The following is a 12,283-nucleotide window of genomic DNA, read 5'->3' as shown; positions in this document are numbered from 1 at the left end:
GCTAGATCAAGGAAAAAGTCAAGAAAAACCTCTGTCAGCGCCAGAAGGCGAGCCAGTCCAGGAAGGTGTAAAGTTTCTTTCCCAGGAAGATCAGGTTCTCAGAGTCGAACATTGCGTAATCGACTAGCAGACAGCCAAGTATTAGAAGGCCAAGCCAGATAGCAATTTGATTGGTCATGTTGGCCCCGAATGAAAACACCCGCCCAGATAAACTGAGCGGGTGTAAAGGTACAACATTTCTACGGCGTTTTAGTTAAGCCGTCCCATGGCAACGGCGACGTCTGCCATACGGACCGAGAAGGCCCATTCGTTGTCATACCAAGCCAGAACACGAACCATGCGGTTGTTAACAACCCGTGTCTGGTCTGGTGCGAAAATCGAGCTTTCTTCGGTATGATTGAAATCGGTCGAGACCAGCGGCGCGGGCTCATAGCCCACGACGCGCTGCATTGATCCCCGTGATGCTTCACGAACGATGGCATTAACATCTTCAACAGTGACGTCACGCGCCGCATGGAAAGTCAGGTCGACAGCAGAAACGTTTGGTGTTGGTACACGGATAGCCGAGCCGTCCAAACGACCCTTCAGGTTCGGCAGAACTTCGCCCAGAGCTTTGGCTGCACCTGTTGAAGTTGGGATCATGGACATTGCCGCAGCGCGCGCGCGATACAGGTCACTATGACGGCGATCCAGTGTCGGCTGGTCGCCGGTATAGGCATGGATCGTAGTCATGATACCGTGTTCGATCCCGATACCTTCGTCCAGCACCTTGGCAAGCGGAGCAAGGCAGTTCGTAGTGCAAGAGCCATTCGAAACCATTCTATCTTCAGTAACCAGGCTGTTGTGGTTCACGCCATAGACAATGGTTTTATCAACATTCTTACCTGGCGCAGACAAAAGAACCTTCTGAGCACCGCGTTCCAGATGCGTTTTGGCTTTCAGGCCATCGTTGAATTTTCCGGTGCATTCCAAAACGACGTCACAACCTTCCCAGTCAAGCTCGTTCATATCGTAAGTCGAGAACACCTCCATTGGGCCGCGGCCCAAATCCATGGTGTTGCCTTCGATCGAAACATCGCGGGGAAAGCGGCCGTGGATGCTGTCGTATTTCAGCAGGTGGGCGGTAGTTTCCAATGGGCCGGTCGCGTTGACCTTGATCACTTCGATGTCGTTGCGGGCCGATGCCGCAATATGCGACAGGGTGCAGCGGCCGATACGGCCAAATCCATTGATGCCGACCTTGATGGTCATCTGACGTCTCCAAAAATGCGCTTGCTCTGCGGGGCATATAGCGGCACAGACGCTTTCTCAAAAGGGCAAAAGTGACATATTCTTAACGTGTTAGCGCAAACCTTCGCCGGTTGCGCTAACGCTTGCGCTAGCCGTCGGATCGGGTAGGGTCCCCTGGCGACAGGTGAGATAAGAGGAAACACGCATGAGTGGTTTGTTGGCACTGTTGGATGATGTTGCTGGCATAGCGAAGGTTGCTGCGGCGTCAGTGGACGATGTGGTCGCTGCCGCCGGCAAGGCCGGGGCCAAGACTGCGGGCGTGATCATCGACGATGCAGCAGTTACTCCGAAATATGTGCAGGGCTTTGCCCCGGCGCGGGAATTGCCGATCATCTGGCGCATAGCGCGCGGCTCGATTTTCAACAAGATTATCCTGCTGTTGCCAGTCGCCTTGTTGCTGGCCAATTTTGCACCCTGGTTGATAACGCCCTTGTTGATGCTTGGCGGGTCCTATTTGTGCTTCGAAGGGGCAGAAAAGATATTTCACCTGCTTTTCCCTCATGGCAGCCACGTTATAGACGAAGATATGAAGGTCAAAGACCCGGGCCATCTGGAAGAGCAGAAGGTCAAGGGTGCGATCAAAACCGATTTCATCCTGTCCGCCGAGATCATGACAATCGCCCTTGCCGCCATCGAGGCGCCGAATATCTGGATGCAGGCGGCAACGCTGGCCGTTGTTGGACTAGGTGTGACTCTGGCCGTTTATGGCTCGGTCGCCTTGATCGTGAAGATGGACGATGTGGGCCTTTTCCTGGCGCGGAACGCACCAACGCCGATCGGACGCGGATTGGGGCGTGGATTGGTCAAGGCGATGCCGGTTGTCATGAAAGTGCTGTCGATTGTCGGCACAGCTGCGATGCTGTGGGTTGGCGGCTCGATCATCATTCACGGGCTTGAGGTTCTGGGTTTTGGCTGGTTGGGGCATCAGATCCATGACATGGCCTATGCAGCCGGGCATGCGGTTTCGGCGCAATGGGAAGGTGCCGTGGAGTGGATTTCCAAAGCCACGATGGATGGCATATTCGGACTGGCCTGGGGGTTCGTGCTGATCCCGATTGCAACCAAAGTGGTCGCGCCGATTTTGTCTCGGAAATCTGAAACGCATTAATCAGAAAACGAAAAGGGCGGCGCATGGCCGCCCTTCGCTTGATGTTTGAAATTGGGAATTATAGCTCCAGCAATTCCTTGACCTTTGCAACTGTGGCCTCTGCAGTGATGTCGAAATGTTTATACAGTTCATCAGCGGGCGCAGACGCGCCAAAGCCCGACATGCCGATGAAGCCCGCCTTGGCGTCACGGCCGCGTTCACCCAGCAGCCAGCGGTCCCAGCCTCCGGCGCGGACGGCGGCCTCGATGCCGACACGGACGGCTCCACCGGGCAGAACCCGCTTGCGATACGCTTCATCCTGCTCGGCGAACAGTTCCATGCATGGCATCGACACGACGCGCGTGCCAATGCCTTCGGCCTCGAGCATCGCCTTGGCTTCCATCGCCAGCGACACTTCCGAACCGGTTGCGATCAGGATTGCCTGACGCTTGCCTTCGGCTTCGGCAAGAACATAGCCGCCTTGTGCAGTCAGGTTTTTGGTTTTGTGATCCTTGCGTACGGTCGGCACGCCCTGGCGGGTCAGAGACAGGACCGAAGGGCTGTCCTTGAAGGTCAGCGCCAATTCCCAGGATTCAGCTGTTTCAACGGCATCCGCCGGGCGGAAAACATAGGTATTCGGTGTCGCGCGTGAGATCGCCAGATGCTCGACCGGCTGGTGGGTCGGGCCGTCTTCGCCCAGACCGATCGAGTCATGGGTCATCACAAAGACCGTAGGTATCTTCATCAGCGCTGCAAGCCGCATCGAGGGCCGCGCATAGTCGGTGAACGCCATGAAGGTACCGCCATAGGGGCGGATGCCGCCATGCAGCGCCATACCGTTCATCGCGGCGGCCATGCCATGTTCGCGGATTCCGTAGTGGATATAGCGACCCTTGCGGTTTTCCGGCAGGAACACGCCCATATCGGCCGATTTCGTGTTGTTCGAACCGGTCAGGTCAGCAGAGCCGCCAATAGTTTCCGGCATGATCGGGTTGACCGCGTTCAGAACTTTCTCGGACGAGGCGCGGGTGGCCAGTTTGGGCTGATCTTCCGACATCTGCTTTTTGAACGAGCGGATGGCACCGGCCAGCTTTTTGGGTGCCTCGAACGCATAAGAGCGGTTGAACTCGGCCTGTTTGCGTTCAGAGATCTGCGCGAAACGCTCCTCCCACGCAGACCGCTCGGCCGCGCCGCGGGAACCGATTGCTTCCCAGGCAGTTTTGACATTTGCCGGAATTTCGAACGCGCCATGCGGGGCGGCATAGGCCTCTTTGGCCGCTTTCAGCTGTTCCTGATCGGTCAGGGCGCCGTGGCCTTTTGAGGTATCCTGCGCCGCGTGACCCAAAGCAATATGGCTTTCACAGGCGATCATGGTCGGCTTGTTTGACGATTTCGCCTTGGTGATGGCCTCGTCGATGGCCTGCGGATCATGACCATCAATCTCGATGACCTGCCAGCCCGAGGCGGCAAAACGTTTCACCTGATCGGTCCGGTCAGCTATGTCGACCGTGCCGTCGATGGTGATGTTGTTGTTGTCCCAGAACACGATCAGCTTACCCAGCTCGTGACGGCCGGCCAGCGTGATGGCCTCTTGGCTAACGCCTTCCATAAGGCAGCCGTCGCCCGCGATGACATAGGTATAGTGATCTACGATCTTCTTGCCGTAATGAGCGCGCTGAATTTCCTCGGCCATGGCAAAACCAACGGCGTTCGAGATCCCCTGACCCAGCGGGCCGGTTGTGGTTTCGATCCCGTTGACAAGGAAGTTCTCGGGGTGACCTGCAGTTTTTGCGCCCAGCTGACGGAAATTCTTGATCTGTTCCAGCGTAACGTCAGCGTTCCCAGTGAGATACAACAGCGAATAGATCAGCATCGAGCCGTGACCGGCGGACAGGATAAACCGGTCGCGGTCGGGCCAGTTTGGGGCCGAGGCGTCGAATTTCAGGTGCTTTTCGAACAGTACAGTCGCGACATCGGCCATGCCCATTGGCATACCGGAATGGCCGGAATTGGCGGCGGCGACGGCGTCGAGGGTCAATGTGCGGATGGCCGCAGCTTTGTCCCAGTGTTCGGGGTTGGCATTGCGCAGCGCAGTCAGGTCCACGGGTGTTGTTCCTTTGGATTACAGGCAGATGGCCGCTCAATACCATTCAGCCCTCAAAGTGCAAGTAGAACTGGGTGCTGCAGGGTTTTGCTGGATCAAGAATGTGACCCAAGTCGTTGAAAGCAAACAGTGGGTATTTTCGATGCCATTGGGTTAGACTAGGCCAAGACGCGTACAAGGTTGATTCGGATAACCTCGCGAAACAAGGAACCTTGATAAAAAGGTGGCAGGGGCATGAGCCAGATCGAAGAACTACAACGCCGTATTGTGGCCGCGATGGATCGGATTGGATCCGGCATTGCGACAATGGCGGAAGTTGGCGCAGGCAGCGGTGGAGAAGATAACACTCTGCGTGTAGCTCTGGATGATGAGAGGGTTGCGAATGCTCAACTTGAAGAGCGTCTCAGATCATTAAAAGAAAGACACGATTCCGAAGTCGATGCCATGCGCCTAGAAATCGAAGGCTTGCGTAATACCCCGTCCGATAATCAGGAAAGTGCAGCGCTGCGCGAGCAACTCGACGATGCCAGGGCACAGCTTGCCTCGGTCGAAGCCGCACGGGCCGAGTTGGCAAGCGCAAAGGCAGCATTGGAAGATCAGGATGTTGTCGAAGAACTGAAAGCCGAAAATGCCCGTCTTCGTTCGGAATTGGCGGATAGTGAACGCGTGGCGGAACTCAGCGCTGAGTTAGAGATGCTGCGCGCCGAACGCAGTAGCCATGGCTCGGCGATGTCGCGTCTGGATGATGATCTACAGCGCATGCGCAAAGCCAACGAACAACTACGAATGTCGGTCGAAGAGCTGCGCGCAGCTGCAGAAGACGGAATGACCGATGCGGATCTGTTGAACCGTGCCACAGCTGCCGAGCTTGAGGCAACGCGCGCAGCACAGGCCACCGATGCGGCCGAAGCACATGCCGTGCTGGCCCGGTTGGAACCGTTGCTGTCTCAGGCGAAATTGGCCGAAGGAGAGGTGGAATAATGCCTGAATTGACCATTCAAATCGGGGGGCGCGGCTTTGAGGTTTCGTGCCAAGAAGGCGAAGAGGTTTTCCTGCAAGCTGCTGCAAAATTGCTGGATGATGAAGCGCAGGTATTGTCGGATCAGATCGGTCGGATGCCTGAATCCCGGATGCTTTTGATGGCTGGATTGATGTTGGCAGACAAAGCCGCCGCCACAGGTGACAAAATCAACTCGCTGGAAAATAAGCTGGCGGAGGCCGAAGCCGAGCTTCGGAACCTGCGTAGCATGCCACAGCCCGAGCCGGAAAGAATTGAAGTTGCCGTGGTTCCACCTTCGGTCACTGACACCTTGGCAGAGTTGGCTGCTCGGGCCGAGGCAATGGCGGCATTCATAGAAGAAAAGTCAACGAAATGATAAATATGCGTACTATTGCTATTGCAACTTTCATGTCTGTGTCAGCGCAGGTTTCCTGGGCTGGGATCGATATTCTGCCCGTCACATTTACTTGTGATAACGGCGTGCCACTTGAGGTTGCCTATTTCAATGCCGAGGATGGATCCAGCGCGGCAGCCATGATGGTCGACAATAAGCTGGTGACTTTGCACCAAGCTCAGAGCGGCTCTGGTATCCGCTATGAATCCGACGGAACAACTGGCACTTACATCCTGCGCTCCAAAGGCTGGGACGCCACGGTGAGCTTTCTGGCGACAGGTGCAGATGCCGCCAGCGAGCAGGTCTTATTGGGAAATTGCGTCAGTCGCTGATCAGGCGTTTGCTTCCCTGATTTTATCAGCGGCTTCCTTGTTGTAGCCGACACCGTTGTCATCAAACAAGGTGTCCAGCTCACCTGACAGGGTCATCTCGGTGATGATGTCGCATCCGCCTACGAACTCGCCTTTGACATAGAGTTGCGGAACAGTCGGCCAGTCAGAATAGTCCTTGATCCCCTGACGCAAGCCTTCGTCGGCCAGTACATTCACGTCAGCAAATTCTACGCCCATGTAGTTCAGCACGCCTGCCACGCGCGAGGAGAATCCGCATTGCGGCATTTCCTTGGTGCCTTTCATATATAGCACCACATCATTGGCTTTGACGGTCTCGTCGATCTGGGTTTTCACGTCGGTCATGTTACTTTTCCTTGTCATCCGCATCCGGGGCGGTCGTTTCATCCTGTGATGGGGCGGCGACCCATCCTTCCTTTTCCAGCCGTCGGTGTTCGGCCTGCGCCAGGGCCAGCGGATTCAGCCCGTATCTCTCGATGCCGTCAACCTTGCTGATTTTGTCCGGGTTTGGACGCATGTCGACCAGTTTACGCTTTCTGTTTCGCTTCACATAGGCCTCGATCAGCGCGGCGGCAACTATCAAAGCCGCGATTGCTGATATCCAAGCCAGCCATGTACTCATTTTTTTGGAGCCATGGCTTTAGCGTATTGCTGCGGATCTCGGGTCACCCTCGCCACAGTCGGGTGTCCACCGCCTGGGCCGCCCGTATGCACGCCATGAGTTATTAGTTGATCTCCTTGGCCGGGTTCGCTTCCGCGAGCTTTCTTATTGGTGCCGGGCAAAAAAGCTGATCGAACAACCAATATGCACCCAACCAGCGCCACCAAAGAGCAAATCCCGTAAATCCAGAAAGTCGTGCTCACTCAGGCACTTTCGTCGTCAGAGCCAGCGCGTGCAAGTCGCCATCCGGGCCGTCCATCTTGCCTTTGAGGGCTGCATAAACTGCTCGCTGTTGTTGCACCCGGTTTTTGCCACGAAAGCTCTCATCCACGACCATGGCCGACATATGTACGCCGTCGCTGCCGCCGACCTGAATGTCCGCATCGGGAAACGCGTCGCGCAGCAGGTTCTCAATCTCGTGGGCGCTCATCGGCATGTAGGTTTCTCCTGAAAGTCTTTCTCAAGATGTAGTGCGCCGGGGCGGGGCGCGCAAGGGTCAGATAGACGCCCCGAAATGACAAAAACCTGCACTTGTCAAAGTGCAGGTTTTCAGAAGCGCAGGCCCCAAAATCAGGCGACGGCTTCGGCGAAGCTGTTGCGGAAAGTGGCAGTCAGTTCATCAAGCAAGGCCTCAGAAGAGCCGATGCGGACGCTGTCGCCCGTGAACCGCCCGACCGATACCAGTGGAACGCCAGCCTGACCTGCGGCAATCATCAGGGCTTCGGCCTGGTCAAAGTTGCAGGCGACCAGATAACGGGCCTGATCCTCGCCAAACAGGAATTCGGTCGAGGCGTCGTCAAGCGTTATGCCGACACCGGTTGCCTCGGCCAGTTCGAAGGCCGCCAATGCCAGACCACCATCGCCAAGATCGGTGCAGGCTTTGATCATCTCTCGGTTTGCGCGGATGAACTCTCCGTTGCGCTTTTCGGCATCCAGATCGACATGCGGTGCGTCGCCATCTTCGCGGTTGAACACTTCGGCCAGAAGGGCGGATTGGCCCAGATGCCCCTGCGTATCGCCGATGACCAGAGCCACGTGGCCGTCGCGGACCTCATTACCTATGATCTCGTCCGTGTGCGCCAGAAGGCCGACCGCTCCAATTGTCGGGGTCGGCAGGATCGCCTGACCGTCGGTTTCGTTGTAAAGTGACACGTTGCCGGACACGATGGGCATATCCAACGCTGCGACGGCCTTACCAATGCCTTGGATGGCACCGACGAACTGGCCCATGATCTCGGGCTTTTCCGGGTTGCCAAAATTCAGGTTGTCAGTGGTCGCCAGCGGCAATGCCCCGACGGCGGTCAGGTTGCGATAAGCTTCGGCAACAGCTTGCTTGCCGCCTTCTACAGGGTTGGCTCGCACATAGCGCGGGGTAACGTCACTGGTGAAAGCAAGAACTTTGTCGGTGCCGTGTACACGAACCATGCCGGCGCCCAGACCAGGCGTACGCACGGAATCAGCCATAACCATGGTGTCATACTGCTCGTAAACCCATTGCTTGCCCGCATAGTTTGGCGAAGCGAGCAGGGCGCGCAGACCGTCGATCGGGTCGATCTGAGGCACGTCGGCCAGGTCTTCTGCCTGCGGAGTAGCCTCCCACGGGCGGTCATATTCGGGCGCAGTGGACGAGAGCTTGGACAGAACCAGATCAGCTTTGACCTCACCATTATGCATGATCAGAAAGCGATCTTCGGCGAGGGTTTCACCGACGATGGCGAAATCCAGGTCCCATTTATCGAAAACGGCGCGAGCTTCGGCCTCAAGCTCGGGTTTGAGAACCATCAACATGCGTTCTTGGGATTCCGACAGCATCATCTCATAGGCTGTCATGTTCTCTTCGCGCTGGGGGACGTTTTCCAGATCAAGCCGCACGCCCAGACCGCCTTTGTCGCCCATTTCCACGGCCGAGCAGGTCAGACCCGCCGCGCCCATATCCTGGATCGAGATCACCGCGCCGGTCTGCATCAGCTCCAGCGTCGCTTCCATCAGGCGTTTTTCGGTGAACGGGTCGCCAACCTGAACGGTGGGGCGCTTTTCCTCGATCGTGTCGTCAAATTCGGCGCTGGCCATGGTGGCTCCGCCCACGCCGTCGCGTCCGGTTTTCGCACCGAGATAGACCACGGGCATGCCGACGCCAGAGGCCGCCGAGTAAAAGATCTTATCACTGTCAGCCAGACCAGCGGCAAAGGCATTCACAAGGCAGTTGCCGTTATAGGCCGGGTGAAAGCGGACTTCGCCGCCAACGCAAGGCACGCCGAAACAGTTGCCATAGCCGCCGATACCTTCGACCACGCCATTGACCAGCTGACGGGTCTTGTGGTGGCCGGGTTCACCAAAAGACAGCGCGTTCATCGAGGCGATTGGGCGCGCACCCATGGTGAAAACATCGCGCAGGATACCTCCAACACCTGTGGCTGCACCTTGATAGGGTTCGATGTAAGACGGATGGTTGTGGCTTTCCATCTTGAAGACCACGGCCTGACCATCGCCGATATCGACCACACCTGCATTTTCACCCGGTCCGCAGATCACCTGGGGTCCAGAGGTGGGCAGGGTGCGCAGCCATTTCTTGGAGGATTTGTAGGAACAATGCTCGTTCCACATGGCCGAGAAAATGCCCAACTCGGTAAAGGTTGGCTCGCGCCCGATAATCTCCAGGATCATCTCGTATTCTTCGGGTTTCAACCCGTGCGCGGCAATCAGATCCGGTGTGATGGCGGGCTCTTGCATCGTTTGTCCTGTATCCATGGTGGCCGAGATTGCGGGCCTTGTAGGGCAAGGGCGCGTCTGTGGGAAGGGCCAAGTCAGCGCAGGGTCGAATAACGTAACCGGCATATGCCAATTTCGAGCTTTTCTGCGCTTTGTGTACCCAGAAAAAGAAACGGAACCGCGCCAGTGGCCGGTTCCGTCTATAGTATTTCCTGCCAGGCGGCCCAAAAGCCGCTTGGCGTCTGTATCTGGTCTTTAAGCTGGGGTTTCTCCCTTGTTGATCGAGTCCGCCGCAGCGGCCCCAACAGCAGCTTTTTGCTGTTCGGTAAGGTTCTCGGCCTCTTCCAGACCAGGAATTGCTACGCGAACTTCGCGGCGGGCAAAGTCGATGCCATTGGCATTGAACTCGGCCTTCACCCGGTTGAAGATTTCCTTGCGCAGCGTGAACTGCTTGCCCGGCTTGGCCATGAACTTACCGCGGATGATCATGCCAACATCATCAAAGTCGAACACACCTTGCGATTTGAAGGGTTGCAAGAAGCCTTCTTTGTGGGTTTCGTCCGCCATCATCTCGGCGCCGATCTTCTTGAAGATCTTTTTCACCTTGTTGGGATCAGTGTCAAACGGCACGGTGAACTTTAGCTTCATGATCACCCAGTCACGGCTGAAATTGGTCAGCTTTTGAATCTCGCCATAGGGGATCGTGTGAACGGGCCCACGGTGATGGCGGAGCTGCATCGAACGGATCGAGATTTTCTCGACGGTGCCCATGGTGCCGCCGACATCGACATATTCACCTACGCGAAACGCATCGTCGATAAGGAAGAAGACACCACCGACGATATCAGCCACCAGCTTCTGAGCGCCGAAACCGATCGCAAGACCAAGGACACCGGCACCTGCCAGAAGTGGGGTGATGTTGATGCCCAGCGCGCCCAATGCGAGCAGGCCGAAGATGACCGCAATCGTGACTTGCGCCGTGATCCGCAGCAGGGGAAGAACCGTCGCCAGACGTGAGCCGCCTGCGCCGCCACCCTCGCCACCGGCCTCTTCATCCAGCTCTTCTGCCGTTGTCTGTTCTTTGGCAAGACGACGGTTGATCCATAGTGAGACGACCTCGTTCAAGATGTATCCGACAGCGATGATCATCAGGAATTCGATAACCGTACCGCCAACGTCGGTTCCGATCCCGGCAGAGGCGACATGTCGAAGATCAAGCTGCCAGACCCGCGCGATCATAAAGACCACAAACAGGCCCGCCAGCACGCGACCGATCCGGATATAGCTGCGCTTGGCTGATTTATAGGCGCGTTCGGCCAATGGTCCGTCGCCCAACATTGGGGGTTGAAGATGGCGCACGAGGCCACGGATCAGCGTATCAAGCGCTGGAGCGATCAGCAGCCAGAACATCGTCGTGAAATGTGGCCCTTTGCCAAGCAGGGCAAGTGTTCTGGGATCACGCTGTGCGATCAGGAATTCGACCAGGAACCATATCACCACCGAAACGCCGATAGCGAAGTAGGGATAGTAATGAGCGACCTTTTCATCGAATTTGGTGTGATCCGGGTCCGTGCCCAACATCATCTGAGACAACCCTTCGCGCGCGGTCCAGGCGATGATCCCAATGTATATATGGATGCCAGCGTTCAGCCAGAAACCGATACGCGTATCGGCCGGGGTGATACCGTTAAGCAAGTTGAACCGTACGATAAAGAGCGTGAGGCCGATCAATAGAAGAAGGCCAATCAGGTTGCGATGCAGATATTTGGCCCAATGATCGTCTATGTTAACCAACCGGTAATGTGGCTTTTTGGGCGCCAGCACAAAGCGTGAGGCGGCTGCGCCCAGACGCGGAATCCAAATCAGGTAGAAAACGAATGGGGCGGCATAGGTAAGCTGTTCCGTCGTCAGCAAGCCCCGTCCAATCGCCCGGATAACAACATAGAACACAACAAGTCCTGCGATTTCCCGGCAGAAACGGCGGAACAAGTAACGTACCGCGCTCCAAAGATCGGCATCGGAATTCCCATCGGGCTCTTCGTGCCATTTGCGGGTGAGAAACCCAAACAATTTTTCAGCAGCGTATCCGGCCACCAGAACTGCTAGAATCAGCCCAAACAGGCCAAACACCCCGGTAGATCCGAATTTCGCTGAGAAATTGCTGAACGCCTCAACCTGGGCGCTGACGATATTTGGCAATGTGGTCAAAACCTGCGTCCAAGAGGTAACCATCTCGGCCCAGATTTCACTGATTTCGGTAAGCGGATCTTCATGGTTTTCGTTTGCTGCCGCCTGCTTTTCTGCAACCGCGTCGAGCCGTTCCAGCAAAATGGCGCGAACCTGATCGTCGGACATACGTGCCACCAAGCCATCAACCTGATCGGGCGTCAGGTCCTCTGGAATTGTGACCGTAGACGACGCGGTCCCACTGTCTTGTGCGTGTACTGGTACCGCAAGAAGAATGGCGGAAATCAACGCCAGTAATAGGCGGAGTGGATGGTGCATGAATTTTCCCTCGAACACGAATTTTTGATCTTTTACGGGATCATAGGCGCGGAGGTGGAAATTTCCCAGCAGTTTTCGGCTGTTCGGTGTCACCGATTAAGCCAGGACCAAAAAAAAGGCCGAGCACTAAGCTCGGCCGTAGTCCAACAGGGAGGTATGAAGATGATGAGCGTTACAGCATCA

Annotated in this window: 12 protein-coding genes; 4 read left to right on the top strand and 8 right to left on the bottom strand. The window is 56.3% G+C overall.

All coding sequences use genetic code 11. From position 1 onward, the window contains the following. Positions 1-34: 34 nt before the first annotated feature. Together AC2FH0_RS03875 and gap are read right to left on the bottom strand one after the other, a co-directional pair. Positions 35-178: a hypothetical protein gene (locus AC2FH0_RS03875; protein WP_496679620.1), complete on the bottom strand. Its 144-nt coding sequence runs from the start codon at positions 176-178 to the stop codon at positions 35-37. A 71-nt stretch (positions 179-249) separates the two neighbouring features. Then, positions 250-1,251, bottom strand: coding sequence for a type I glyceraldehyde-3-phosphate dehydrogenase (gene gap / locus AC2FH0_RS03870; RefSeq protein WP_142634017.1), 1,002 nt, complete (start codon positions 1,249-1,251; stop codon positions 250-252). A 184-nt stretch (positions 1,252-1,435) separates the two neighbouring features. Here gap and AC2FH0_RS03865 point away from each other — a divergent pair, with 184 nt between their 5' ends. Then, positions 1,436-2,398: a DUF808 domain-containing protein gene (locus AC2FH0_RS03865; protein ID WP_142634015.1), complete on the top strand. Its 963-nt coding sequence runs from the start codon at positions 1,436-1,438 to the stop codon at positions 2,396-2,398. 58 nt (positions 2,399-2,456) lie between these two features. Here the strand turns inward: AC2FH0_RS03865 and tkt are convergent, their stop codons facing one another. After that, the gene (gene tkt / locus AC2FH0_RS03860; RefSeq protein WP_496788619.1) at positions 2,457-4,481 is read right to left on the bottom strand and encodes a transketolase; all 2,025 of its coding nucleotides are present in this window, start codon (positions 4,479-4,481) and stop codon (positions 2,457-2,459) included. Between the two features lie 234 nt (positions 4,482-4,715). Between tkt and AC2FH0_RS03855 the strand changes: the two genes are divergently transcribed. The 3 genes from AC2FH0_RS03855 to AC2FH0_RS03845 are packed head-to-tail and all read left to right on the top strand — an operon-like array spanning position 4,716 to position 6,207. After that, positions 4,716-5,462, top strand: coding sequence for a hypothetical protein (locus AC2FH0_RS03855; RefSeq protein WP_496788617.1), 747 nt, complete (start codon positions 4,716-4,718; stop codon positions 5,460-5,462). Beyond that, positions 5,462-5,857 (top strand): cell division protein ZapA, encoded by a 396-nt coding sequence (locus AC2FH0_RS03850; RefSeq protein WP_281994664.1) that lies wholly within the window; start codon positions 5,462-5,464, stop codon positions 5,855-5,857. The genes AC2FH0_RS03855 and AC2FH0_RS03850 overlap by 1 nt, the downstream gene beginning before the upstream one ends. Positions 5,858-5,889: 32 nt before the next feature. Beyond that, positions 5,890-6,207 carry an MliC family protein gene (locus tag AC2FH0_RS03845; RefSeq protein ID WP_496700237.1) on the top strand — a complete coding sequence of 106 codons (318 nt, stop codon included), beginning with the start codon at positions 5,890-5,892 and terminating at the stop codon, positions 6,205-6,207. Here the strand turns inward: AC2FH0_RS03845 and grxD are convergent, their stop codons facing one another. From grxD to AC2FH0_RS03820, 5 genes are all read right to left on the bottom strand, one after another. Further along, the gene (gene grxD / locus AC2FH0_RS03840; RefSeq protein ID WP_281972151.1) at positions 6,208-6,570 is read right to left on the bottom strand and encodes a Grx4 family monothiol glutaredoxin; all 363 of its coding nucleotides are present in this window, start codon (positions 6,568-6,570) and stop codon (positions 6,208-6,210) included. Position 6,571: 1 nt separating this feature from the next. After that, positions 6,572-6,847 (bottom strand): hypothetical protein, encoded by a 276-nt coding sequence (locus tag AC2FH0_RS03835; RefSeq protein WP_282021284.1) that lies wholly within the window; start codon positions 6,845-6,847, stop codon positions 6,572-6,574. A 238-nt stretch (positions 6,848-7,085) separates the two neighbouring features. Further along, complete coding sequence (locus AC2FH0_RS03830; RefSeq protein WP_142634001.1) at positions 7,086-7,322, bottom strand: BolA/IbaG family iron-sulfur metabolism protein; 237 nt, start codon at positions 7,320-7,322, stop codon at positions 7,086-7,088. A 134-nt stretch (positions 7,323-7,456) separates the two neighbouring features. Then, positions 7,457-9,616 (bottom strand): phosphoribosylformylglycinamidine synthase subunit PurL, encoded by a 2,160-nt coding sequence (purL, locus tag AC2FH0_RS03825; protein WP_496691347.1) that lies wholly within the window; start codon positions 9,614-9,616, stop codon positions 7,457-7,459. Positions 9,617-9,850: 234 nt separating this feature from the next. Continuing rightward, positions 9,851-12,100, bottom strand: coding sequence for a mechanosensitive ion channel family protein (locus AC2FH0_RS03820; protein WP_271946936.1), 2,250 nt, complete (start codon positions 12,098-12,100; stop codon positions 9,851-9,853). Positions 12,101-12,283: the final 183 nt, after the last annotated feature.

It is taken from the genome of Ruegeria sp. CDSC051 (assembly GCF_059610665.1).
This window is presented reverse-complemented; position numbering and strand designations above follow the sequence as displayed.

What these genes read in the sequence shown, in the direction of transcription:
- AC2FH0_RS03875 (WP_496679620.1), bottom strand. Translation starts at nt 178, where the DNA reads ATGACCAATCAAATTGCTATCTGGCTTGGCCTTCTAATACTTGGCTGT.
- gap (WP_142634017.1), bottom strand. Translation starts at nt 1,251, where the DNA reads ATGACCATCAAGGTCGGCATCAATGGATTTGGCCGTATCGGCCGCTGC.
- AC2FH0_RS03865 (WP_142634015.1), top strand. Translation starts at nt 1,436, where the DNA reads ATGAGTGGTTTGTTGGCACTGTTGGATGATGTTGCTGGCATAGCGAAG.
- AC2FH0_RS03855 (WP_496788617.1), top strand. Translation starts at nt 4,716, where the DNA reads ATGAGCCAGATCGAAGAACTACAACGCCGTATTGTGGCCGCGATGGAT.
- AC2FH0_RS03850 (WP_281994664.1), top strand. Translation starts at nt 5,462, where the DNA reads ATGCCTGAATTGACCATTCAAATCGGGGGGCGCGGCTTTGAGGTTTCG.
- AC2FH0_RS03845 (WP_496700237.1), top strand. Translation starts at nt 5,890, where the DNA reads ATGTCTGTGTCAGCGCAGGTTTCCTGGGCTGGGATCGATATTCTGCCC.
- grxD (WP_281972151.1), bottom strand. Translation starts at nt 6,570, where the DNA reads ATGACCGACGTGAAAACCCAGATCGACGAGACCGTCAAAGCCAATGAT.
- AC2FH0_RS03835 (WP_282021284.1), bottom strand. Translation starts at nt 6,847, where the DNA reads ATGAGTACATGGCTGGCTTGGATATCAGCAATCGCGGCTTTGATAGTT.
- AC2FH0_RS03830 (WP_142634001.1), bottom strand. Translation starts at nt 7,322, where the DNA reads ATGCCGATGAGCGCCCACGAGATTGAGAACCTGCTGCGCGACGCGTTT.
- purL (WP_496691347.1), bottom strand. Translation starts at nt 9,616, where the DNA reads ATGCAAGAGCCCGCCATCACACCGGATCTGATTGCCGCGCACGGGTTG.
- AC2FH0_RS03820 (WP_271946936.1), bottom strand. Translation starts at nt 12,100, where the DNA reads ATGCACCATCCACTCCGCCTATTACTGGCGTTGATTTCCGCCATTCTT.